Consider the following 21,452-nt stretch of genomic DNA (forward strand, 5'->3'; position numbering starts at 1 on the left):
TCCTTGGTGCCCTAGGGCAACTGCTGCGCCCGGGTGCTCGTGGGCACGCTTCCCCCGATGTTGACCAGAATCGGGTCGCGGTCGTTATCCGCACCGGTGTATTTGACCACGCCGCTTAGGTTCACATCCTCCAAACGATAGCCTGCAAGCGTGGCCGAGGGCAGCGATCCGCCGATTGCCTGAAGGATCGGGTCCCGGTCGTTGCCCAAGCCCACATACTTCAAGGTGCCGTCCCGGTTCACATCGCCGCACCAGAGAGCCATGCGCGCATTGGAAAGCGTCGTCCTCGCCTGCGAACCGTATGCAGGCGTGCTGGCCAGGGTGAAATCGAGCACGGCCTCATTCGCATCGAGCCGTCGCGGGGCTGCAGACATCACCGCCAAGTGGTTGCGGTGCCTGATGGCCACGTAGTAGTCGTCGTTGGGCAAACTGAAATTGAGGCGAGCATATCCATCGGTTCCCGCAAGATCTCCATCACGTTCAAGCAATGCGGCCTTTGAAGCAAGCACCTGCGCGGGATTATTCTTGTTGCGCAGTTCGACCACGACCCAATCGACAACGGCGTTAGGGCCGGTTTCCAAAAGCCTCGTGGCGCTGATGGTTTCTGTTCCTCCGCCGCCAACGAAGCTGTACCCGAGCGCAGAATAGGGCTGCGCAAGCGGCACCAAGCCCGCAGCGCGCAGATTGTCGCGCATGAGATTGTTGGCAGCATCATAGGGCCCTTGCAGGTTGGCCCGTAAACGCAATCCCGGCGGGCAATCCGCCCATTGCACCAGCGCGCTTCCTGGCACGATCGTGCGATTGCTGTTCGAGGGGGTCTGCCAGTAAACGGCGAAGTGATCGTTGGAGGAGCCTTCTTTGTGCAGGAGTTCCACGTAGTAATACGCACCAGCTACCAGCTGCAACGCTGCGCTGGTTTGGGTAACATATTTGTTGAACTCGGCAGCAAGCGTGTTGCCCGGCACGGAGCAGATGAGCTGCTTGTGGACCTGCTCTGCATTCGGGCTGAGATAAACAGCGCTGGCATCGTCGCTGGTCACCGTGAAAGTATAGGTCCCGGTCTCGGGCGCCACGAGGTAGCCGCGTACGCGCGTGCCATAGTTGTTGGCGATGTTGGCAGGGCCTTGGAAGCTGGTGATCACACTGGCGCTTGAAGGGCTGTTCGGGTAGCTCGGATGCCCGGTGAGGTCCGGGATGCTGGTGCCGCCGATGTTGTTCCAGACCTGGCGGGTCAAACCGCCTGAGAGCCCGGCGCATTGCGGCGGCTGCAAGGCCAATGCGCTGATGGTGCGCGTGGAGATGCCGATAAGGCCATCATTATCCGTCACCCGCAAGGTCACGGTACGGTCCCCGGCGTTCAAAAAGGTCTTCAGCGGTGCAGGCAATGTACTGCTCGTGCCATCGCCGAAGTCCCATTCATAGCTCACGATTGTCCCGGGGTCGTAGGAGCCGGTTCCATCGAATTGCACGGCGAAAGGAGCGAGGCCGGCCAGGGCAGATGCTTGGATGATCGCTACCGGGGCTACGGCCTGGCACCGCGGCAAGAGCACATTGCTGGCTGTTCCGGTAAGCCCATGGGCATCGGTCACCGTGAGGTCAACGCGGTAATGGTAGGTCTGCCCGTCGCAGCCTTCACCATTGGTCGTCATGTTCCCGCTCACGAACGAATAGATCGGCCCTTGATGCTCGTGGTTCCCATGCACCAAGGTGGTCTGCCAGGCATAGGCGAGTTGGGAGGGCCCATGCTGCGCGTCGGTCACGGAGGCGGTCAGCTGGAATACAGTATCAATCCCCACCGGGTAGGTTGCGCCATTGTTGAGGCTGGTAATGGCGACCAAAGGCGGAGTGTTATTCACGCTCACGATGAGCTGTTTCGTGGCCTGCAGCCCAAAGTTGTCCGTGACCGTAAGCGTTACGGTGAACATGGCCGGCTGCCCGGCCGGTGCGTTGAATACCCGTGAGGGATTCGGGACGCTCGACGTGCTGCCGCCATCGCCGAAGTTCCAGAGATAGGTGAGCGCACCGTTCTCCGGATCACTGCTCCCGCTGCCGGTGAAGCTCACGCTCAAGGGTCCTGGACCGAATTGCACGCTCTGCGTGGCAACCGCTACTGGCGGCAGGTTCACTGTGGTGGTGTTGCAGATGCGCCGCAGCTCAGCGCCAGTTCCGTATTTCAGGTAGTAGAGGCAGCCATCGGGCCCCTGCCCCATCCAGCTGATCATGCCCAACCCGCTTGCGAAATCATGCACCGTCTGGATATCTCCTTGCGCGTTGTACACGAAGCGCTTGATCCAGCCTAGGGCATAATCCGCGTGGAAGGCGCTGTTCTGGTATTGCGCCGGGAACCCGCTCCATGCCCGCCATGGACCTGCCACAGGTGCGTTACCTCCGAAACGCGGCCCCGGCACGGGCGATAACGGATCGTCGAGGTCGAACGTGATCGCATTGCCGCCATTGAATGCCCCGCATCGTGATTGGTTGCCGTGCCGCCAATCGATGCTGGGTCGGCTATGGAAGAACTTGGGGATGTAGTTGGGCACCTGTTGGCCTGCGTCGCATGGATTCGGATGGCCGTTCACATGCACAGGCGTGTCCTCCTTCAACAGGTCCTTGAAGCGGAAATAGCGCGAGGTGCAGCTCACGCCATTGTACAGCGGATTCTCGGCATCGCGGTTCTCGATGTCCACGTCCGGGTATCCAGGCGCAGGGCTGAGGCCCTCGAAGAGCGGCCAGCCGAAGTTCTGGCCCGCCTGGGTGCAAACGTTCATCTCTTCCCAGGTATACCAGCCCACATCGCCGATGAAGAGCGTTCCGACATCGCCTGCAGCGGGATCGGTGCTCCCGGTGCCCGGCTTGTGCGTCATCCGGAACGGGTTGCGCAGCCCAAGGCCCCAAACGCGTGAACGTGGCGCTCTAGGCTGTGCCGGGTCGTAGAACGGATTGCTCGGCACGCCATCGCCCGTAGCGGGATCCATGCGCAGCACCTTCCCGCTGAACGAATTGATGAGCTGCGACCGGAACGCCCCAACGTTCTCCGCAGCGGTGATGATGCCATCATTCAGCGCTTGGGCAAAGTAGCTCTCCGATGCGCTGCCGAGGTCAGCAGTAGCCGCGCTGGCGCCTTCCCCGATCGTTGCGAGCAGGGTGCCATCCGGTGCGAAGAGCAATGTGCCCACACCGTGGGTGTTATAGAGGATGGGCGCCCCGGTGGTGATGGTCTCCCCGAGCAGTACCGTTCGGCTTGCAGGATCCACGGTGTTGAAGCTCGGACCGATAGCCGTATAGCGGACGATCCGGCCGATAGTGGCCGTACCGAAATCATTGGTTAAGGAGCTGTAGTTCGGCGTGCCGTAATTGATCAGGTGGTGCCGATCCACGACGTACATCGCGTAGATGCGGCCGTTGGTGGTGAAGTTCGGGTCGAGCGCGAAGCCAAGCATGCCGTGATCGGCCCAATTGCCCACCTCCTCGATCAAGTTCAGCATCGGCGATGGCAGTCGCACCCCATTCTCCACGATCCACACCCGGCCCGATTTCTCCCAGACGTACATGCGGCCATTGGCGTCCCAAGTGGCGCCTACCGGGCTGAACCAGCCATCGGAAACCAGCGACGAGACGAATCCAGCCGGGAGCGTTTGGGCGTGCAAGCCGCACACGTGCAAACAGCACAAGAGCATTGCCGTTCGGAGGAATCTGAAGGGCGTCAGCACTGGATTGACCATTACTACGTGCCGCGAAGTTGAGGGTTGTTGGCCTGCCCGGGATCACGCCCCGGGATAATCGAACAAGCCGAGTTGGCCTTGGGGCGGTCTTTTGAACAGGTCGCAACGCAGCGCTGGCATCCCCGAATCGCCGAAATGGCGCAAGCGCAGCACGCTGAACATCCTGTTGATGCTGGTTGCATAAGCCCCCTGCCCTCGCATGCGGCGGCCAGCAACGCTATCCGAAACATCGCCGCCATGCAGCTCACGGGTCTGCGCCAGCACCTTTTCCGCACGATCGGGGAAATGCGACCGCAGCCAAGCTTCGAAGATCGGCCGAACGGCACCGTTGGTGCGCAGTACCGTATAGCTTGCTGTGAGCGCGCCGGCCGCTGCAGCGGCTTTGATCAATTCCGGTATCTCTGGTTCATTCAAGGCTGGGATGACCGGTGCCAGCATCGCCATCACGGGCACCCCGGCTGCGCGCAATTCGGTGATTGCCCGAAGCCGATTGGCAGCTGTGCTGGTGCGCGGCTCCATGATACGCCGCAGATCCTCGTTCAATGTTGTGATGCTGATGGCCACGGAGGCCAGGCCTTGAATGGCCAACTCCGCGAGCAGGTCCTTATCACGCAGTACCAGCGCGTTCTTGGTGATCAACGAAACCGGCTGCTTGAACTCCAGCGCCACTTCGAGCAACCGGCGGGTGAGCCCTTCCACGCGCTCCTTCGGTTGGTACGGGTCCGTTGCTCCACTGATGCTGATGGGATGCGCCTCCCAGCGCTGGCTCATCAATTTCTGTCGCAGCAACTCCGGCGCATTGCGCTTCACCAGGATCACCTGCTCGAAATCCAGCCCGGCGCTGTAGCCCCAATACTCGTGCGTGGGCCGCGCATAGCAATAGGCGCATCCATGCTCACAGCCTTGGTACGGATTCAAGCTGTACACGAAGGGCAGGTCGGGGCTGTTCACCCGGTTCACGATGGTGCGGGGCTCCTCGAGCAGATAGCGCGTCGGGCGCGCGTCGTCCAGCGGCTCATCGATGCCTTCAGGATGCACGATGCCGTAGCTGTTGCGCAAGAAGCGATTGGCCGGTTGATCGGCCGCCCCGCGTCCTTTGACGGATTTCCCAGCAGTGGCCATGCGGACAAGTTATCAGCGGCGGTCGGCTGACGGGCGGCAGGTAGATTCGCGGCCCGAACAATCCGCCATGCGCCTCGCCCTTATCGCCCTCATCACCGCACTGGTGCAATGCTCTAGAGCGAAGCACATCGTGGCTCCCGATGCTCCCGACGATGCTGTAACTGGCTGGGACAGCACCTTGATCCATCCGGATGAGCGGCACTTCAAGCGGTTGAAGAAACTCACCTTCGGTGGCGATAACGCTGAGGCGTATTGGAGCTTCGATGGCCAACGTCTCGTGTTCCAGAGCACCAACCCGGCTTGGGGAGAGAGCTGCGACCAGATCCATGTGTTCAATCCGTTCACCGATGACCTTCGCGCAAAGCGGCCTGCGCTCATCAGCGTGAAAGGCGGCCGCACCACGTGCAGCTACTTCATGCCCAACGGCAAGGAGGTGCTATACGCCAGCACGCACGAGCACAACGCCGCCTGTCCAGCCGTTCCCGAGCGCCGGGCCGATGGGAAGTACGTATGGCCCATCTATGCGAGCTTCGACATCCATGTGGCGGACCTGAACGGGAAACTGCTCCGCAAGCTCACGGAAACACCAGGTTATGATGCGGAAGCGACCGTTTCGCCTAAAGGCGACCGGATCGTGTTCACCAGCATGCGCGACGGCGACCTTGATCTCTACACCATGAAGCTCGATGGCACTGATGTCCGGCGCGTTACCAGCACGCTCGGTTACGATGGCGGCGCATTCTTCAGCCCCGATGGCAGCAAATTGCTCTGGCGCGCATCGCGCATGCGCACCGCGGCTGAAGAAGAGGAGTACCGGGCCTTGCTGAAGGAAGGCCTTGTGATGCCCACCAACATGGAGCTCTGGGTTGCCAACGCCGACGGGACCGACGCCCGGCAGATCACCTCTCTTGGCCAGGCGAACTGGGCGCCCTATTGGCACCCCGACGGCAAGCGAGTCCTTTTCGCCAGCAACCACCTCAGCAAGCGCGGATTCCCGTTCACCCTGTTCATGATCAACGCCGACGGCACTGGCCTAGAGCAGGTGAGCCATGGCGATACCTTCGATGCATTCCCGGTGTTCAGTCCCGATGGGCGCTATCTGGTGTTCAGCAGCAACCGCAACAATGGCGGCACACGGGAGACGAACCTCTTCCTGGCCGAGTGGGCCGATTGAGCCTGCCGCGATCGGGGTATTCTTCAGCAGAGCACCTGTCATGCCCTGATCTGCAGCGATCTTCGCAGCTCACGATGGAAGCGCAGGAAGCGAAGGCCAGTTGGGTGCAGCGCTTAGCGAAACGGTGGGGCGTGTCCTCAGCGCGCGTCGGAATCATCCTGCTGGTCTTCGCCCTCACCGGTTTCACGGTCATGTTCCTTAAAAAGCCCTTGGTGGCTTGGGCCAGTGGCGATGCCGGCGACCCTCCGCTGCTGTTCACGGTGCTCTATTACATCCTGATCCTGCCCGTGTACAATGCCCTGCTGCTCATCTACGGCGCGTTACTCGGTCAGTTCAGCTTCTTCTGGGCCTTCGAGAAGCGCTTCTTCGTACGGCTGTCCGGGCGTCGTAAGCCCTGAGCACGCGCGCTGCTTGAGCATCAGGAGCGCGCTTGATGCGGCATTCCCAGAGCGTGATCACGCGCCAACCTTCACGTCGCAGCGCAGTCGCCTTCTCGACGTCGCGTTCTTGGTTGCGCTCCAGCTTCGGCCCCCAGTACCAGGTATTGCGCTTGGGCTTGGGCGGCTGGCAATGCGGGCAGCCGTGCCAGAAACAGCCGTGCACGAAAACAGCGAGCTTGCGGTTCACGAAAGCGATGTCGGGCCGGCCAGGCGCTCTGGCATAATGCAAGCGGTATCCGATGAGGCCGGCAGAACGCAGGCACGCGCGCACGATCAGCTCAGGCTTGGTGTCCTTGGCCCTGATCCGGCTCATGGTAGCGCTAACCAGGGCGTTGGCTGGCTTCGGACTTCGGCGCGGCATGGCCCAAAGGTTCGCTGCCCTGGGCCTACTTTCGCAGCCCTTCAGCGGCCATTTGTACGGACGTGAAGCGAACAGAAATGATCAAAGTGACCCTTCCGGACGGCAGCGTGCGGGAATTCGCGCAAGGCGCAACGGCCATGGATGTGGCCAGGAGCATAAGTGAAGGACTCGCGCGCAACGTGCTCAGCGCCAAAGTGAACGGCGAAGTGCGTGACGCCAGCCGGCCCCTGCCCGGCGACTGCACCCTTTCATTGCTCACCTGGAACGATGCAGAAGGCAAGAGCACCTTCTGGCATAGCAGCGCGCACCTGCTGGCCGAGGCGATCGAAGCATTGTATCCGGGAACCAAATTCGGGATCGGTCCGCCCATCGAGAACGGCTTCTACTACGACATCGACCTCGGCGAGAAGTCCATCGGCGACGGCGACTTCGCGGCCATTGAAGCCAAGATGAAAGAGCTGGCCTCGAAGAAGAGCGCATTCGAGCGCAAAGAGGTGAGCAAGGCCGATGCGGTCGCCTATTTCACGGAGAAGGGGGATGAGTACAAGTTGGAGCTGATCGAAGGCCTGAACGACGGCGAGATCACCTTCTACACCCAAGGCGGCTTCACCGACCTGTGCCGCGGGCCGCACATCCCGGACACCTCGTTCATCAAGGCCGTGAAGGTGATGAGCGTAGCAGGTGCCTATTGGCGAGGTGATGAGAAGCGCAAGCAGCTCACGCGGCTCTACGGCATCACCTTTCCGAAGCAGAAGGAGCTTGACGAGCACCTCATGCTCCTTGAGGAGGCCAAGAAGCGCGACCACCGCAAGCTGGGGAAGGAGATGGACCTCTTCACCTTCAGCGAACGCGTTGGCGCAGGCTTGCCACTGTGGCTGCCGAAGGGCGCTGCCTTGCGTGAGCGGCTCATCAACTTCATGAAGGAGGCGCAGGAAAAGGCCGGTTACGTGCAGGTGGCTACGCCGCACATCGGCAGCAAGGCCTTGTATGAGACCAGCGGGCACTGGGAGAAATACGGCAAGGACAGCTTCCAGCCCATGAATACGCCGCAAGAGGGTGAGCTCTTCATGCTGAAGCCCATGAACTGCCCGCACCATTGCGAGATCTTCGCCAGCCGGCCGCGCAGCTACAAGGATCTGCCCTTGCGCTTCGCCGAGTTCGGCACGGTGTACCGCTACGAGCAGAGCGGTGAATTGCATGGCCTCGCCCGGGTGCGCGGCTTCACGCAGGACGATGCCCACCTATTCTGCCGCCCGGACCAGGTGAAAGAAGAGTTCCTGAAGGTGATTGACCTTGTGCTGCTGGTGCTCAGGGCCTTGGGTTTCGAGAAATTCGAAGCGCAAGTGAGCCTGCGCGACAAGGAGGACCGGAGCAAATACATCGGCAGCGACGAGAATTGGCAGAAGGCTGAACAAGCCATCATCGACGCGGCAGCGGAATGCGGCATGAAGACCGTGGTGGAGTATGGCGAAGCTGCCTTTTATGGCCCGAAGCTCGACTTCATGGTGCGCGATGCGCTGGGCCGCCGCTGGCAACTGGGCACCATCCAAGTGGATTACAATCTCCCGGAACGATTCCAATTGGAATATGTGGGCAGCGACAATGCTCGCCACCGACCTGTCATGATCCACAGGGCGCCCTTCGGTTCATTGGAGCGCTTCATCGCCCTGATCATCGAGCATACCGGAGGCCGATTCCCGCTGTGGCTCACCCCGGAGCAGGCCATCCTCCTGCCTATCAGCGACAAATTCGTTGATGCCGCCAAGCAGGCGCAGGCCCAATTGGCAGCGCTGGGAATCCGGTGCGAGCTCGATGAGCGCAGCGAGAAGATCGGCCGGAAGATCCGGGATGCGGAACTGGCCAAGACGCCCTTCATGCTGATCCTGGGCGAGAAAGAGGTGGAAAGCGGAACCCTGAGCCTGCGGGAACATGGCGTGGGCGATGCCGGCTCCGTGACCGTTGAAGCCTTCGCCCAGGTGATCCGGGAGCGGATCGAGGTGCAGCTGGGACAGGCAACGGCGGCTTAACGTGCTGGCGGATAGGGAAAGATGCTGATATTCGCGCCCTCAAACTCCGGGGCAGGTGTTCCCGGAGGCCGAACCAAACCCCAATAAGTGGCAGGTCCTCCCTTCCGTCCCAGTGGTCCGCGCCCCGGTGGCAGCGGCCCGCGTCGCCCATTCCGCGGCCGTGTCATCAAAGAAGACCCGCACCGGATCAACAATAAGATCTATGGCGTGAATGAGGTGCGCCTCGTGGGCGAGAACATCGAACAGGGCGTGTACCCCTTCAGCCAGGCGCTGCGCATGGCCGAGGACCTGGGCCTGGACCTGGTGGAGATCAGCCCCACGGCTGTGCCCATCGTGTGCCGCATCACCGACTACAAGAAGTTCCTGTACGACCTCAAGAAGAAGCAGAAGGAGATCAAGGCCAAGCAGACGGTGGTGGAGGTGAAGGAGATCCGCTTCGGGCCGAACACCGATGAGCACGACGTGAACTTCAAGCTGAAGCACGCGCGCAACTTCCTCGAAGAGGGCCACAAGGTGAAGGCCTTCGTGTTCTTCCGCGGTCGCAGCATCGTGTTCAAGGAGCGCGGGGAGATCCTGCTCCTGAAGTTCGCCCAGGACTTGGAGGACATCGGGTTGGTGGAGAGCATGCCCAAGCTCGAAGGCAAGCGCATGATCATGTACCTGATCCCGAAGAAGAAGAAATGACCCCGGGCGGTTGACCCAAAGGGCACACGAGCAACCAGCGAAAGATCAAAGCGATTCCGGTTCAAGCCCGGAATGACAAAGACCAAAGACGACAGCCCATGCCTAAGATGAAGACCAAGTCCGGTGCGAAGAAGCGATTCAAGCTCACCGGCACCGGCGAGATCAAGTTCAAGCACGCATTCAAGCGCCACATCCTCACCAAGAAGGAGACCAAGCGCAAGCGCGCCCTTACCAAGACCGGCGTGATCGCCGCGGTGGATAGGAAGAACGTGCTCGACCTCTTGAAGTAAGCAACCCCAACCGCTCCAGGGTAATAATCGGTAGCGTTAACCAGGACGTGCAGCACCAAAGACCGGTCATCGAGCCGACGCTCACGCCCGAAAACCCAAGTGGAACATGCCACGCAGTCAGAATAAAGTAGCCGCCAAGGCGAGGAGGAAGAAGGTCCTCAACATGGCGAAGGGCAACTTCGGTCGCCGAAAGAATGTGCTCACCGTCGCGAAGAACACGGTGGAGAAGGGCCTCGTGCACGCGTACGACGGCCGCAAGCTCAAGAAGCGCGAATTCCGCGGCCTGTGGATCCAGCGGATCAACGCCGCCGCGCGCATCAACGGCATCAGCTACAGCGTGCTGATGAACAAGCTGAAGCAGGCCAACATCGATCTCGACCGCAAGGCGCTCGCGGAGATCGCTTATAGCGACGCCGCCGGTTTCGCCGCGATCGTGAACAAGGTGAAGTAGGCTGTTCACTGAATAATGAGAAGGGCTGCCCGCAAGGGCGGCCCTTCTGCTTTTCGGATCATTCTGGCGAGCATCTTTGGCCGAAGCCCATGAGCAAGCGATCCTTTCTGGCGCCCTTCGCTGCCGTCACCAGCCTCTTCTTCATGTGGGGCTTCATCACCGTGCTGGTCGATTCGCTGGTCCCTCGGCTGCGCGAAGTCTTCGAGCTCACGTACTTCCAAGCGGGCCTGGTGCAGTTCGCCTTCTTCATCGCCTACGGACTGGTGAGCATCCCGGCAGGATGGCTGCTCTCACGCATCGGGTACAAGAAGGGCATGCTGATCGGCCTGGCCACCATGGGGCTCGGTTGCCTTCTGTTCTGGCCCGCTGCCGGGCTCCGCATGTTTCCGCTCTTCATGCTCGGCTACTTCACGCTCGCAGCAGGCATGACCATTCTTCAGGTGGCCGCCAACCCGTACGTGGCCGTGCTTGGTGAGGAGCGCGGTGCGAGCAGCCGCTTGAACCTCGCCCAGGCCTTCAATAGCGTGGGCACCACCATCGCCCCGATCCTGGGAGCGCAATTCATACTGAGCGATCGCATCCTGAGCGGCGATGCGATCGCGGCACTCTCCGCAACCGACCGGGAAGCCTACTACCTCAGCGAGGCCAGCGCGGTGCAAGGGCCATTCATCGTGCTGGCGGGCGCTCTGTTGCTGTTGGCGCTGATCGTGGCCCTGGCGCGGCTCCCGGAGATCCTCGAGAGGAAGCACCCGGGCAGTTACTGGCAGGCCCTCTCCCACCCGCGGCTGTTGCTGGGCGCATTCGGGATCTTCGTGTACGTGGGCGCTGAAGTGGCCATCGGCACCTATCTGGTGAACTATTTCCTGAGCATGGACCTGGCCACCGCGGTGCGCGCGGATGCGATCATGAGCAGCATCGCCGCCATGCTGCACGGCAAACCGCTCGATCAGGTAGACGCGAAAGGCGTCGTCGGCGCCTTCGTGGCGCTCTACTGGGGCGGCGCCATGCTGGGCCGCTTCATGGGCTCTGTGCTCACGAAGGTCATGCGCCCCCCTGTGGTCCTGGGGGCCTTCGCCATCATCGCCATCACGCTCACCGCCGTCAGCATGAACACGCAGGGCTTCATGAGCATGTGGTCGATCCTCGCCGTAGGGCTCTTCAACTCCGTGATGTTCCCCACCATCTTCACCGAGGCCATCGAAGGCATGGGCGACATGAAGCCTCAGGCATCTGGCATCCTGTGCACGGCCATCGCCGGGGGAGCCTTCATCCCGCCACTGCTCGGACGCCTGGCCGATGGTTTCGGCTTCAAGGCGGCGTTCGTGCTGCTGCTGCTCTGTTACGGATATATCCTGGCTTACAGCTTCTACACCAAGCGCCGCACTGCATGATCCTCGGCATTGACATCGGCGGCACCACCAGCAAGCTGGGCGTGGTGAAAGACGGGAAGGTGATTGCTCGCGCGCGGCTCGCCACAACCGGCCACGCCGATGACCACGCGTTCGCGGATGCCTTGGCGGAAACGGCCAAGCAATTGATCAATGATGCGCGCGAACCGCTGGTCGGAATCGGCATCGGGGCGCCCAACGCCAATCAGCTCACGGGCATCATCGAGATGGCGCCCAACCTGCCATGGAAGCACGACGTGCCCTTGGCGCGGATGATGAGCGACCGTCTCGGCGTCCCGTCCACCTTGGGCAACGATGCGAATGCGGCTGCCCTCGGCGAATGGCGTTATGGCGCGGGTCGCGGGATCGATGACCTCCTGGTGGTGACGCTCGGCACCGGTGTGGGCAGCGGCTTCATCGTGAATGGCCGGCTCGTGCTGGGCAGCGCAGGAAATGCGGGAGAGCTCGGACATACGATACTCCAGCCCGAAGGCCGTGCCTGCACCTGCGGAAGGAAGGGCTGCCTGGAGGCCTACGTGAGCATCCGTGGCATGCTGGCCACCTATGCCGAGGAAGACGGCACCGCGGATCCCACCGACGTGAAGACCATCGCCGACCTCGCGCATGCTGGTGAATCGGCTGCCATCGCCTGCTTCCGGCGCACAACGGAATGGCTCAGCATCGGCCTGGCGAACGCGGTATGCGCCACAGGCCCGAAGCGCATCGTGCTCTTCGGCGGCATCGCCCGCAACGGAGACCTGCTCATGGCCCCGCTGCGCGAGCGCTTCCACGCCAACCTGCTCAACATCTATCAGGGCCGCGTGGACCTTACGGTATCGGCTTTGCCGGATGACGACGCGGCGCTGCTGGGGGCGGCGGCGCTTGGAACCCTCTAATAAGAAATGGCTTACCACGACCATTCCAATCCAGCCGGTCGACCTGGAGCGTCGACGCGCCTCGTGCTGATGGCGATCTGCATGTTGCTTCGCGGCTTCGGCTACGCTCAGGTAAATCCAGCCCGCGACCTCGTCAACCCCTTCATCGGCACGGGCGGCCATGGCCACACCTTCCCCGGCGCCTGCGTGCCCAACGGATTGGTGCAGCTCAGCCCCGATACCCGCTCCGATGGCTACATGGATTGGGACGGCTGCGGCGGCTACCACCACAGCGATAGCGTGATCTACGGCTTCAGCCACACGCACCTGAGCGGAACAGGCGTGGCGGATCTGTGCGACGTGCTGATCACGCCCGTTGCGGGGAGCGGTGGGATGGCCTTCGACCGCCGGGCCACCGCATCAGTCTTTGACCATGCCACGGAAGAAGCGCACGCCGGGTACTACAAGGTTGAACTCACCGGGCCGCCGCGATCACCTGCCGACATGCACTCCATCGTCGACGCGAGGCCCACGCGCGTGCCCGGGGCGCGCATCGTGGCCGAGCTCACGGCAACGCAACGGGTTGGGGTGCATCGCTACGAATACCCGAAAGGCCAGGACGCCCGCATCGTGCTCGACCTGCGCCACCGTGACAAGATCATGAAGGCGAGCACGGGGACCTTCAACCGGAATGAGATCGTTGGCGAGCGGAGCTCTTCCTCCTGGGCGAAGCATCAGCGCCTATTCTTCTGCATCCGGTTCAGCTCTCCTTGGATCGATGAGGACGTCATGCCGGCGAACCTCGCCGACGGCGCCATCGTCGGCTTGGGCTTCGGAGCCTTGGATAATCCGCTCGTCGTGAAGGTCGGCATCAGCGCCGTGAGCATCGAAGGCGCGCGCGCCAACCTCGAGGCCGAAGTGCCGCATTGGGATTTCGACCGCGTGCGGACGCAAGCCGAAGCCGCATGGAACGCCAAGCTGAACAAGGTGCAGGTGAAAGGCGGAACGAAGGAGCAGCAACGCGCTTTCTACACCGCGCTCTACCATAGTTACGTGGCGCCGTACATCTTCAATGATGCGGATGGCCGATACCGTGGCATGGATGGCGAGGTCCACAAGGCCGAGCACAGCGTGTACACCGTCTTCAGCTTGTGGGACACCTTCCGCGCGCTGCACCCGCTGATGACCGTGCTGGAGCCGCAGTTGACCGAGGATTGGATCAAGACCTTCCTGCTGCATTACCAGCAAGGAGGAAGGTTACCGGTATGGGAGCTCTGGGGCAATGAGACCGATTGCATGATCGGTTACCACAGCGTGAGCGTGATCGCCGATGCGTATGCAAAAGGCATCCGTGGCTTCGATACCAAGTTGGCTTTGGAAGCGATGGTGGCCAGCGCGGATGCCGATCATTTCGGGCTGAAGGCCTACCGCGAGCGCGGCTACATCAGCAGCGAGGACGAGCCGGAGAGCGTGAGCCGAACGCTGGAGTATGCCTACGACGATTGGTGCATCGCTCGCTTCGCGGAGAAGATCGGTGAGGATGAAACGGCGCAGCGGTTCTACGCCCGCAGCCGCAATTGGCAGAACTTATTCGATCCCGAGACGCGCTTCTTCCGTGCGCGGCGTAACGGCGGCTTCATGCAACCCTTCGACCCCTACGAGGTGAACTTCAATTTCACTGAAGCGAACGCCTGGCAATACGGATTCTTCGTGCCGCACGACATGGATCGCTTCATGCAGCTCACCGGTGGCCCCAGCGGCTTGGCGGGCAAACTCGATGCGCTCTTCACCGCGAAGCCGCAGACCACGGGCCGTGACCAGAGCGACATCACTGGTCTCATCGGCCAGTACGCGCATGGCAACGAGCCCAGCCACAACTTCACCTACCTCTACAACCTGAGCGACCGACCATTGAGCACAGACGTGTTCGCGCGGCGCATCATGCAGAACTTCTACACGGACGCCCCCGACGGCCTCATCGGTAACGAGGACTGCGGGCAGATGAGCGCCTGGCTGGTCTGGAGCGCGCTGGGCCTCTATCCTATCTGTCCGGGTAAGCCGGAGTACACCATCGGCTGGCCGCTCTTCGAGGAAGCCACGATCGACCTCGGCAACGGCAGGCAGTGGCGCATGAGCACCGAGGTGATGGGCAACGACCGCTCGCACGTGGAGAGCTTCATGTGGAATGGCCAGCAGCCTGAGACCTACCGGAACATCCCGCATGACGAACTGATGAAGGGCGGCGAGTTGCGCTTCACGCTGGGCCCGCGCGCCGGAGGATCACCTGGACGCTTCATCCCCGCTTTTGATGATGCCTGGACCCCTGCGCCCGTCATTCAAGCCGAGCGGCAGGCGTTCACCGACAGCTTGCTCATCACCATCAGCAGCAGCGATGAACGGGCGCGCATCGAGTATCGGATCGACGAGGGCATGCCCCGTCCCTATTCGGAGCCCTTCTGGATCAAGCAGAGCTGTGCGGTCACCGCCACTTCAACAGCCAAATCGATGGTGCAGGCCGAAGGACATGGGCCGCTCTTCGGCTCGAAGCCGGTCACCGCGACCTACACGAAATACGAAGGCGGGCGCAGCATCACGCTGGAGAGCAAGTTCGCCAACGAGTACACCGCCGGCGGCCCCAACGCGCTGATCGATGGGGTGCGCGGTGGCAAGGACTTCCGCACCGGCGAATGGCAGGGCTACCGCGACCAAGACGTGGTGCTGCTCATCGATCTGGGCCGCGTGCAGAAGTTGAAGCGCGTGGGCCTGAGCGTGCTTCAGGACCAGAAGAGCTGGATCTGGCTGCCGAGCGAGGTCACCTTCAGCGTGAGCACGAATCAGCGGCAATGGAGCACCACCACGATCAGCCACGACGTGGACCGCAAAGCGGACGGAGGGATCACGCGCGAGCTATGGCGCGAACTAGGCGGAAGGAAAGCACGCTACATCGCGATCACCGCGAAGAACGCAGGCGTTTGTCCGGATTGGCACCCCGGCAAGGGCGGCACCACCTGGGTCTTCGCGGATGAGGTGCTGATCGAGGCGGAATAGGGATTGACCAATTACCAAACCCAAACGGTACCAATGCGCATCACCGTAACGACCCATGTGAACAAGCCCTTGGCCCTCGTCTGGAAGACCTGGACCGAACCAGCCCACATCATGCAATGGAACGCCGCCAGCGATGATTGGCATTGCCCTAAGGCGAACAACGATCTGCGCGCTGGCGGTGGATTCAGCAGCACCATGGCCGCGCGCGATGGGAGCTTCAGCTTCGATTTCGAGGGCGTGTACGATGATGTCCAGTTGCTCAAGCGCATCGCCTACACCATGACCGATGGCCGTACCTGCGAGATCCTCTTCCAGGAGAAGGAAGGCGGCACGCTCGTCACCGAATCCTTCGATGCGGAAACGGAGAATTCCGTGGAGATGCAGCGAAGCGGCTGGCAGGCGATCCTTGACCGGTTCAAGGCGCATGCGGAAGCCAACTGAGGATCATGGTCCGTTTCAATCCCGTCACCTCCACCCTGCTTGATTCGCACAAGCACCCGCTGCGCAGGGAACTCGACAAGTTGCGCGCAATCATCCTCAATGCCGACAAGTCCATCGAGGAGGGCGTGAAGTGGAACACCGCGAGCTATCGCACCACGGATTGGTTCGCCACCCTGAACGGCCCGAAGCACGTGAAGGAGCCGATGCTGATCCTGCATGCTGGTGCCAAGGCAAGAGGCATCGTGCTGAAGGAGCGCATCCCCGATCCGGAAGGCCTGATCAGATGGCTTGGCAACGACCGCGCGCAGATCACCTTCAAGGATGCCCCGGATATCAAGGCGAAAGCGAATGCGCTTCAAGCCATCGTGAGCGCTTGGATCAGACTCATTTGATCGGATGCCCCTTCCTCAACTGATCTTCACCCCATGATCACCTCACCCGAAGTCACCACCATCACGGAACAACTGGCCGCCACCATCCATTTGGTGATCACCGGCCGCGACATGCCGAGGTACATGGACCCCGCGATCCAAGAGATCCTCCAAGTGCTCGCCGATCAAGGCATGCGCCCCGCCGGGCCGATGTTCAGCTACCACCACCGGCGACCGAGCGACACCTTCGATTTCGAGATCGGGTTCCCCGTAGCGAAGACCGTGAACGAAGCGGGACGCGTGCAGAATAGCGCTCTGCCAGCGGCGAAGGTGGTGCGCGCTGTATACCGCGGTCCTTACGAACGGCTGGGTGATGCTTGGCGCGAGTTGCAGGACTGGGTTCGTGAACGAAAGCTGCCCGAGGACGGCCGGTTCTTCGAGCGCTACCTGAACAACCCCGACGAAGTGAAGGACCCCAAGGATTATCGCACCGAATTGAATTGGGTGGTCGACGAAGGGCGCCAACGATGAAGGAGCGGCCATCAGCCCGTCCCGCGGACATCGATACCGTCAGGCGAGCCCGCAATTCCATATGACGGCACCTGGAATCGCCCCAGCGTCACCGGCAGGCCATCGCTGCGATCCTGCCCCGGCATCGGTGAAGCTCAGTTGTTGATGATCACCGGTGCGTCCTGGATCTCCATCACGTAACGTGAAACGAAGCGCAGCACCGGCTCTCCTTTCTTCTCCTTGAAGGCGTACACCGTGGCCACCGGTCCTTTCGGGCCGGTTCCAGCCATGGCGATCTGCAGGTTCCGCCGCACGATGGGCGCTTTCGCCTTCTCCACGAAGCGCACCTCCACCTTGGCCTAGTCGAAGTTGATGTTCGGCGCGGTGACGCTGGCGGCAGGGCCGGCATTCACCTGCTGGCCATGCAGCAGAAGCATGAAAGCATGGTCATCTTCCGAGTATGCGGTCAGGTCATGCGCGATCCGCGCGGACAGGGACGACGGGAATGCGCACATTTCGGGCAACGGATGCAATCAGGTATTTCAAGGTGTTGATCCGGACAATGGTCGCTTATGAACCGCGAGGGCCGGGAATCCCCGGCCCTCGCTAAGTCTGTTCGTTTCGCTTACTGCAGCTTCGCGAGCTTCTCCTTCATCGCGGCATATTTCACCTGATCGTTGGTCTTGCCGTATAGCTTGATGAGCTGCTGGATGGTCTGCATATCGGTGGAGTTCAATTCGTGGGCCTTCTCGAAGAAGGGCACGGCTTTCAAGTAGATGTCGTCCGCCACCTTCTTGCACTTCATGTATTGCGCATCGTCCTTGATGGAGTTGCACTTCTCGTATTCCGATGCTGCGCGGTTATTGTACACAACGCCCACGTTGAAGTAAGCGTCGAAGAGCTTCGGGTCGATCTCGATGGCCTTGAGGTAGGCCCCTTCGGCTTTCTTGTACCACTCGTCAACGGCAGCCAGGTCCTTGGCCTCCGCCGCAATGCCGGCTTTCTTGTCATAGAGCCCGCCCAGCACGCTCCAGAGCACCGCGTTGCTTGGATCCTTGTCCAGCGCGGCCTTCACGCTGGCTTCAGCCTCGTCGCTGCGGTCGGCGGCCAACAGGAATTGCATCTCATCGAGCATCAGGTCCTTGTTGCCCGGGAAGCGCGCGAGGCCCTCGCGGGAGGTGGCGATGGCGCCGTTGAGGTCATCGCCCTTACGCTGAAGGCTGGCGATATAGCGGTACACCTCAGGCTTGTTGTATCCGGCAGCAATGGCCTCGCGGTAGCTGCCGATGGCGTTCGGAGCATCGCCGGCGCTCTCGTATGCCAACGCACGGTTGAAGATGGCATTGGTATCCACTTGCCCGAAGCTCTTGGCGATCTTCTCGCTCATGCGGTAGCGCGCAACCGCACCTTGGTAATCCTTCTTCCCGAATGCATCGTTCCCCGCGTTGAGCGAGGCGCCCTGGAGCGCGGCGAGGGCTTGCGCGTTCTCGCGCTTGTAGGCGCCCTTGGCATCGAGCTCATTCGCCTTCAGGTAGCTCTCGGCAGCCTTCTCCACGGCATCGGGGAATTGGCCTTTCAGGGCCTCGTCCGTGCCCAAGGCGATGGCGCGGTAGATATCACCGCGGTAGCGCCAGGTCTTCTCGCTCAGGCCGGTCTTGGCATCCTGCGTCGCGGGTTCAATGAACTCCACGGCCTTGGCGTACTGGCCGTCCTTCATGTAGTTGAATGCATTCACCACGTTCGCGTTCTGTGCGGTTGCGCCGATGGCGAGAGCCAGGGTCACAGTGGTCAGGATGTACTGCTTCATCGGTCGTGTATGTGGGCTATTGGTCTTGGGTGTCGTCGTTGGCAACATCGGTGCCATCTGCGGCCGCATCGTCCGCTGGAGGTCCATCCGTTGGTGTTCCAGGAGGAGCGGGCGCCTCTTCTTCGTGCAGTTCGCTGTCCACTTTGGCCACCGCTGCGATCTGATCGCCATTCCGGAGCTCGATCAAGCGCACGCCTTGCGTGGCACGGCCCAGCACGCGCATCTCGCTCAGGTCCATGCGGATGGTGATGCCATTGCGCGTGATGATCATCAATTGATCGTCCGCGCTCACATCCTTGATGGCCACCAGGTTGCCGGTCTTCTCGGTGACCTGGATCGTCTTCACGCCCTTTCCGCCGCGCGAGACCATGCGGTACTCGTATTCGCCGTTCTCGTCGAGGATGGCGGAGCGCTTGCCGTAGCCGTTCTCGCTCACCACCATCACTTGGCGGGTGGCCAGTTCAGCGCTGTCGATGGTGATCATGCCGATGACCTCGTTGTCCTTCGCCTCACCATCGAGGTTCATGCCGCGAACGCCGCTGGCATTCCGGCCCATGGGTCGCACATCCTCTTCTTGGAAGTGCACCGCTCGCCCGGCCCGGCTGGCCAGGATGATGTGGCTCTTGCCCGTGGTGAGGCGCGCCTCGAGCAGCTCATCGCCTTCGCGGATGCCGACTGCGATGATGCCATTGGCGCGGGGCCGGCTGTAAGCCTCCAGTGTGGTCTTCTTGATGATGCCTTGTTTCGTGCACAGCACCACGAAGTGGTTGTTGATGTACTCCTCGCTGGTGAGGTCCTTCACGTTGAGGTAGGCCACCACTTTGTCTTCGGCCTCCAATTGAACCAGGTTCTGGATCGCACGGCCCTTGCTCTGCCGGTTGCCCTCCGGGATGTCGTAGACCCGCATCCAGTAGCATCGGCCTTTCTGCGTGAAGACCAGCAGGTAGTTGTGGTTCGTGGCCACGAAGAGGTGCTCGAGGAAATCCTCATCGCGCGTACTGCTGCCGCGCGTGCCTACGCCTCCCCTGCCCTGCGTGCGGAACTCGGTGAGCGAGGTGCGCTTGATGTATCCCAGGTGACTGATGGTGACGACCACCGCATCGTCGGCGATGAGGTCCTCCATGCGCATGTCGCCGCTGGAATGCACGATCTGGGTGCGCCGCTTGTCTCCGTACTTCTCCTTGACTTCAAGGGTCTCGTCCTTGATGATCTGCATGCGCAGGCCCTCGTCTGCCAGCACCGAATTCAAGTAGGCGATGAGCTTCATCAGCTCCGCATGCTCATCACGGATCTTGTCACGCTCCAAGCCGGTGAGGCGCTGCAGGCGCATGTCGAGGATGGCACGGGCCTGGATCTCCGAGAGGCCGAAGCCCGCCATGAGGCCCTCACGCGCCTCGTCTGGTGTCTGGCTGGCGCGGATAAGGGCGATGACCGCATCGAGATGATCGAGCGCGATGAGCAGGCCCTCCAGGATATGCGCGCGCTCCTCGGCCTTGCGCAGGTCGAACCGGGTCCGGCGCACCACCACATCGTGCCGGTGCTCCACGAAGTTCGAGATCAGCGCCTTCAGCCCCAGCATCATGGGGCGGCCACCGACCAAGGCGATGCTGTTGATGCTGAAGCTGACCTGCAGCTCGCTGTGCTTGTACAATTGGTTGAGCACCACAGAGCTCATGGCGTCGCGCTTCACGTCGTACACCAAGCGTATGCCGTCGCGATCGCTGTAGTCGTTCACATCGCTGATGCCTTCGATGCGCTTATCGGTGACGAGGTCGGCCACGCCTTTATGCAGCTTGTCGGCCTTGTTCACCTGGTAAGGGATCTCGGTGCACACGATGCTCTCGCGTCCGGTCTTGGGATCCTCTTCCACATGCGTCTTGCCGCGCAGGATCACCTTGCCGCGACCGGTCTCATAGGCCTCACGGATGCCGGCAGTGCCGTAGATCACGCCCCCAGTGGGGAAATCGGGGCCCTTGATGTGCTGCATCAGGCCATCGGTATCGATGTCCTTGTTGTCGATGTAGGCCACGATGCCGTCACAGACCTCGCTCAGGTTGTGCGGCGCCATGTTGGTGGCCATGCCCACGGCGATGCCAGCCGAGCCATTCACCAGCAAACAGGGGATCTTGGTGGGCATCACGCTGGGCTCTTCCAGCGTATCGTCGAAGTTGGGCCGCATGTCCACCGTCTCCTTGTCGAGGTCGGCGAGCACTTCCTCAGCGATCTTGCGCATCCGGGCCTCGGTGTAGCGCATGGCGGCCGGGGGGTCGCCATCGATGCTGCCGAAGTTGCCCTGACCATCGACCAGGGGGTACCGAAGGCTCCATTCCTGCGCCATGCGAACCATGGCATCATACACGCTGCCGTCGCCGTGCGGATGGTACTTGCCCAGCACCTCACCCACGATACGGGCGCTCTTCTTGTATGACCGATTGCTGAGCACCCCGAGGTCCTGCATGCCGAAGAGCACCCTGCGATGCACCGGCTTCAGGCCATCACGCACATCGGGCAGTGCCCGGCTCACGATCACCGACATCGAATAATCGATGTAGGCGGTGCGCATCTCGTTCTCGATGTTGATCGGGATGATCTTCTCTCCTCCTGGCTCGCTCATGATGGATGGCTGCGTAGTGGCCGTTGCCGACCCGGTTTGCCCCTTCTTTTTCGGGCGCCCGAAGGTACCCTGCCAACAGGATCCAGCCGACCCCACTTTTCCACATCACCACAGGTGAATGTGGAAA

19 protein-coding genes are annotated in these 21,452 nt (G+C 61.6%); 12 read left to right on the plus strand and 7 right to left on the minus strand.

The features are described 5' to 3' along the window. Window positions 1-11 precede the first annotated feature (11 nt). Both IPK70_08980 and IPK70_08985 read right to left on the minus strand, forming a co-directional pair. Window positions 12-3,677: a PQQ-dependent sugar dehydrogenase gene (locus IPK70_08980; protein ID MBK8227292.1), complete on the minus strand. Its 3,666-nt coding sequence runs from the start codon at window positions 3,675-3,677 to the stop codon at window positions 12-14. Between the two features lie 87 nt (window positions 3,678-3,764). After that, complete coding sequence (locus IPK70_08985) at window positions 3,765-4,844, minus strand: PA0069 family radical SAM protein (protein ID MBK8227293.1); 1,080 nt, start codon at window positions 4,842-4,844, stop codon at window positions 3,765-3,767. A gap of 67 nt (window positions 4,845-4,911) precedes the next feature. Between IPK70_08985 and IPK70_08990 the strand changes: the two genes are divergently transcribed. Both IPK70_08990 and IPK70_08995 read left to right on the plus strand, forming a co-directional pair. Then, on the plus strand, window positions 4,912-6,018 hold the full coding sequence (locus IPK70_08990) for a PD40 domain-containing protein (GenBank protein MBK8227294.1): 1,107 nt from the start codon (window positions 4,912-4,914) through the stop codon (window positions 6,016-6,018). 104 nt (window positions 6,019-6,122) lie between these two features. Next, entirely contained in the window at window positions 6,123-6,416 is a 294-nt protein-coding gene (locus IPK70_08995; GenBank protein ID MBK8227295.1) for a prolipoprotein diacylglyceryl transferase, read from the plus strand. Here the strand turns inward: IPK70_08995 and IPK70_09000 are convergent. Further along, window positions 6,352-6,819, minus strand: a complete 468-nt coding sequence (locus IPK70_09000; protein ID MBK8227296.1) for a very short patch repair endonuclease — start codon at window positions 6,817-6,819, stop codon at window positions 6,352-6,354. The two genes, IPK70_08995 and IPK70_09000, sit on opposite strands and share 65 nt — an antisense overlap. A 77-nt stretch (window positions 6,820-6,896) precedes the next feature. Between IPK70_09000 and thrS the strand changes: the two genes are divergently transcribed. From thrS to IPK70_09050, 10 genes are all read left to right on the plus strand, one after another. Continuing rightward, complete coding sequence (gene thrS / locus IPK70_09005; GenBank protein MBK8227297.1) at window positions 6,897-8,846, plus strand: threonine--tRNA ligase; 1,950 nt, start codon at window positions 6,897-6,899, stop codon at window positions 8,844-8,846. Between the two features lie 165 nt (window positions 8,847-9,011). Further along, entirely contained in the window at window positions 9,012-9,530 is a 519-nt protein-coding gene (locus IPK70_09010; GenBank protein ID MBK8227298.1) for a translation initiation factor IF-3, read from the plus strand. A gap of 98 nt (window positions 9,531-9,628) precedes the next feature. Further along, on the plus strand, window positions 9,629-9,820 hold the full coding sequence (gene rpmI, locus IPK70_09015; GenBank protein MBK8227299.1) for a 50S ribosomal protein L35: 192 nt from the start codon (window positions 9,629-9,631) through the stop codon (window positions 9,818-9,820). Window positions 9,821-9,926: 106 nt separating this feature from the next. Continuing rightward, a complete protein-coding gene (rplT, locus tag IPK70_09020) occupies window positions 9,927-10,271 on the plus strand; it encodes a 50S ribosomal protein L20 (GenBank protein MBK8227300.1) in 345 nt (114 codons plus the stop codon). An 89-nt stretch (window positions 10,272-10,360) separates the two neighbouring features. After that, the gene (locus IPK70_09025) at window positions 10,361-11,662 is read left to right on the plus strand and encodes a sugar MFS transporter (GenBank protein ID MBK8227301.1); all 1,302 of its coding nucleotides are present in this window, start codon (window positions 10,361-10,363) and stop codon (window positions 11,660-11,662) included. Beyond that, window positions 11,659-12,555 carry an ROK family protein gene (locus IPK70_09030; GenBank protein ID MBK8227302.1) on the plus strand — a complete coding sequence of 299 codons (897 nt, stop codon included), beginning with the start codon at window positions 11,659-11,661 and terminating at the stop codon, window positions 12,553-12,555. Before IPK70_09025 ends, IPK70_09030 begins: the two co-directional genes overlap by 4 nt. Before the next feature lie 69 nt (window positions 12,556-12,624). Next, window positions 12,625-15,582, plus strand: a complete 2,958-nt coding sequence (locus tag IPK70_09035) for a GH92 family glycosyl hydrolase (GenBank protein MBK8227303.1) — start codon at window positions 12,625-12,627, stop codon at window positions 15,580-15,582. A 33-nt stretch (window positions 15,583-15,615) separates the two neighbouring features. Beyond that, window positions 15,616-16,023, plus strand: coding sequence for an SRPBCC family protein (locus IPK70_09040; protein MBK8227304.1), 408 nt, complete (start codon window positions 15,616-15,618; stop codon window positions 16,021-16,023). 5 nt (window positions 16,024-16,028) lie between these two features. Beyond that, window positions 16,029-16,415, plus strand: a complete 387-nt coding sequence (locus tag IPK70_09045) for a DUF1801 domain-containing protein (protein ID MBK8227305.1) — start codon at window positions 16,029-16,031, stop codon at window positions 16,413-16,415. A gap of 33 nt (window positions 16,416-16,448) precedes the next feature. Further along, window positions 16,449-16,925 carry a GyrI-like domain-containing protein gene (locus tag IPK70_09050; GenBank protein MBK8227306.1) on the plus strand — a complete coding sequence of 159 codons (477 nt, stop codon included), beginning with the start codon at window positions 16,449-16,451 and terminating at the stop codon, window positions 16,923-16,925. Between the two features lie 134 nt (window positions 16,926-17,059). Here IPK70_09050 and IPK70_09055 read toward each other — a convergent pair whose 3' ends face one another. The 4 genes from IPK70_09055 to gyrA form a co-directional block, all read right to left on the minus strand. Further along, window positions 17,060-17,257, minus strand: a complete 198-nt coding sequence (locus tag IPK70_09055; protein ID MBK8227307.1) for a hypothetical protein — start codon at window positions 17,255-17,257, stop codon at window positions 17,060-17,062. A gap of 6 nt (window positions 17,258-17,263) precedes the next feature. Beyond that, window positions 17,264-17,419 carry a hypothetical protein gene (locus IPK70_09060; GenBank protein MBK8227308.1) on the minus strand — a complete coding sequence of 52 codons (156 nt, stop codon included), beginning with the start codon at window positions 17,417-17,419 and terminating at the stop codon, window positions 17,264-17,266. A 110-nt stretch (window positions 17,420-17,529) separates the two neighbouring features. Further along, a complete protein-coding gene (locus IPK70_09065; protein ID MBK8227309.1) occupies window positions 17,530-18,711 on the minus strand; it encodes a tetratricopeptide repeat protein in 1,182 nt (393 codons plus the stop codon). 16 nt (window positions 18,712-18,727) lie between these two features. Next, a complete protein-coding gene (gene gyrA / locus IPK70_09070) occupies window positions 18,728-21,325 on the minus strand; it encodes a DNA gyrase subunit A (GenBank protein ID MBK8227310.1) in 2,598 nt (865 codons plus the stop codon). Window positions 21,326-21,452: the final 127 nt, after the last annotated feature.

The sequence above is a fragment of the Flavobacteriales bacterium genome, assembly GCA_016712535.1.
Taxonomy (GTDB): Bacteria; Bacteroidota; Bacteroidia; order Flavobacteriales_F; family PHOS-HE28; genus PHOS-HE28.

Coding starts and splice junctions, on each gene's coding strand:
- IPK70_08980 (MBK8227292.1), bottom strand. CDS start 3,677: ATGCTCTTGTGCTGTTTGCACGTGTGCGGCTTGCACGCCCAAACGCTC.
- IPK70_08985 (MBK8227293.1), bottom strand. CDS start 4,844: ATGGCCACTGCTGGGAAATCCGTCAAAGGACGCGGGGCGGCCGATCAA.
- IPK70_08990 (MBK8227294.1), top strand. CDS start 4,912: ATGCGCCTCGCCCTTATCGCCCTCATCACCGCACTGGTGCAATGCTCT.
- IPK70_09000 (MBK8227296.1), bottom strand. CDS start 6,819: ATGCCGCGCCGAAGTCCGAAGCCAGCCAACGCCCTGGTTAGCGCTACC.
- thrS (MBK8227297.1), top strand. CDS start 6,897: ATGATCAAAGTGACCCTTCCGGACGGCAGCGTGCGGGAATTCGCGCAA.
- rpmI (MBK8227299.1), top strand. CDS start 9,629: ATGCCTAAGATGAAGACCAAGTCCGGTGCGAAGAAGCGATTCAAGCTC.
- rplT (MBK8227300.1), top strand. CDS start 9,927: ATGCCACGCAGTCAGAATAAAGTAGCCGCCAAGGCGAGGAGGAAGAAG.
- IPK70_09025 (MBK8227301.1), top strand. CDS start 10,361: ATGAGCAAGCGATCCTTTCTGGCGCCCTTCGCTGCCGTCACCAGCCTC.
- IPK70_09030 (MBK8227302.1), top strand. CDS start 11,659: ATGATCCTCGGCATTGACATCGGCGGCACCACCAGCAAGCTGGGCGTG.
- IPK70_09035 (MBK8227303.1), top strand. CDS start 12,625: ATGGCGATCTGCATGTTGCTTCGCGGCTTCGGCTACGCTCAGGTAAAT.
- IPK70_09040 (MBK8227304.1), top strand. CDS start 15,616: ATGCGCATCACCGTAACGACCCATGTGAACAAGCCCTTGGCCCTCGTC.
- IPK70_09045 (MBK8227305.1), top strand. CDS start 16,029: ATGGTCCGTTTCAATCCCGTCACCTCCACCCTGCTTGATTCGCACAAG.
- IPK70_09050 (MBK8227306.1), top strand. CDS start 16,449: ATGATCACCTCACCCGAAGTCACCACCATCACGGAACAACTGGCCGCC.
- IPK70_09060 (MBK8227308.1), bottom strand. CDS start 17,419: ATGTGCGCATTCCCGTCGTCCCTGTCCGCGCGGATCGCGCATGACCTG.
- IPK70_09065 (MBK8227309.1), bottom strand. CDS start 18,711: ATGAAGCAGTACATCCTGACCACTGTGACCCTGGCTCTCGCCATCGGC.
- gyrA (MBK8227310.1), bottom strand. CDS start 21,325: ATGAGCGAGCCAGGAGGAGAGAAGATCATCCCGATCAACATCGAGAAC.